The sequence below is a fragment of the Blautia sp. aa_0143 genome (assembly GCF_004167315.1).
Taxonomy (GTDB): Bacteria; Bacillota; Clostridia; order Lachnospirales; family Lachnospiraceae; genus Blautia_A; species Blautia_A fusiformis.
Window position 1 is genome coordinate 1 of sequence record NZ_RCXU01000077.1, and the last position, 1,610, is coordinate 1,610.

Sequence of the window (1,610 nt, forward strand, 5' to 3'; positions counted from 1 at the left end):
AGCCTGCAAATAAAAAGTCAAGGCTAAATTGAAAGAACATTGAAAATTTTATACAGGTTGAAAATTGGGTATCAAAATAAGACCACCACACCAGTGCTGGTCTGAAAATATTAGTGGATAATTAAGATTCTGGAAGAGATGAAAGATATTCTTTCACTCGTCCGTAGTAGATTCTTAGAAACTTGTTAGCACCTGCAGTCATATAGACATAGTAAGGCTTGCCTTGAGCACGTTTCTTATCTAAGAACTGATAAACAGGATCATCTTGAGGATGCGTTTTAATCAGGACATCCATTACCTGAAATAAAGTCTTTCTAAGATCAGCGGAACCTCGTTTTGAAGTAGGAACACTTTTTTGTTCATAGGTTCCGGATTCATTAACACCAGGATCTACACCGGCAAATGCAGTAATAGCACTTTTGCGAGTGAAACGGGAAACATCTCCGATCTCAGCCATCAACTGAGGACCAAGTGAAGTTCCAACCCCTTTCATAGCCATAACGACAGGATATTCCGGGAGTTTGGATGCAGTTTCATTCATGAGAGTGCGTAGTGATTCAACAGTTGTAGAGGCACTATTAAGCTGGTCTACAGCCTGCTTGATAATAAGCTTTGTAATGGCATCCTTTGGAAGTACAGGAACAAGTTCCTTTGCTTTTCCATAGATTTCTTCAGCTTTTGACTGACTGAAGTTGTACTTCTTGCGTTTGCACCAGTTTTGATAATGGTCGATAAAGGCATTCAGGGACATTTTACGGACACAGTCCACATGCCAGTATGTAGATGCAAAATCAACCCATTTCTGGCTTCCGTCACTGCGTGCAGGACTGTCAAAGTAAGTATTAACACCAGGATAGGTTTGGTCAAGGATGCCGATAAGATTATTTTTCATAGCCGTCTTGTGTTTCATGTAAAAGCCGAACTGACGGTTCATGGTTTTGAGCTGATTGCGTAATTCATCCATAACATTATACTGTTTAAGATTTTGCCATTTGTCAAGAGCATATCGGGCAATCTTAACAGCATCTGCTTTATCAGATTTCACTTTACGAAGAGAATCATTATCAAAGTCTTTGATAAGTTTTGGGTTAATGGCACTGACGAAAAGATTTGCCTCTGAAAGCTGATGAGCGAGGACTTCATAATAACGTCCTGTGTGCTCCATCACGATTCGGGACTCACCTTCAACAGAATTGATTAGTTCTACAAGTGAATGGATGTCACTGGCCGTGTGTTTGATTTCAAAAGGTGTGGAAACAATTTCACCGAATGGTCGCATGATAGCAACCATACTTTTACCTTTTGAAACATCGATACCTACTGCGTTCATAAATTGTCACTCCTTAAGATTATTGCAATGGATAAATACCAGTTTTACTCATTGCCTATTCAATCTACTGTGGTGTGACGCGAATGCACCTATGGCGATTCAACCTGCATAAAACGAACGCTGCGAATGAGGAGCTGGTTATCAGTCTTAATTGCGGACGCGATGTCCAAGAAAAGGGACGATATACCAATTGCTCCATCATTATACAGCTTAAGCAACAAGATGGATAATTCCTTACTGGCTGTAAGGGATATTAACCATAAATATATTGTAGTAGAAA

The 1,610-nt window shown here is 39.8% G+C and carries 1 protein-coding gene; it reads right to left on the reverse strand.

Features of this window, described 5'->3' with window-relative positions:
* Positions 1–121: 121 nt before the first annotated feature.
* Positions 122–1,330, reverse strand: coding sequence for an IS110 family transposase (locus EAI83_RS17030; RefSeq protein ID WP_129976310.1), 1,209 nt, complete (start codon positions 1,328–1,330; stop codon positions 122–124).
* Positions 1,331–1,610 lie beyond the last annotated feature (280 nt).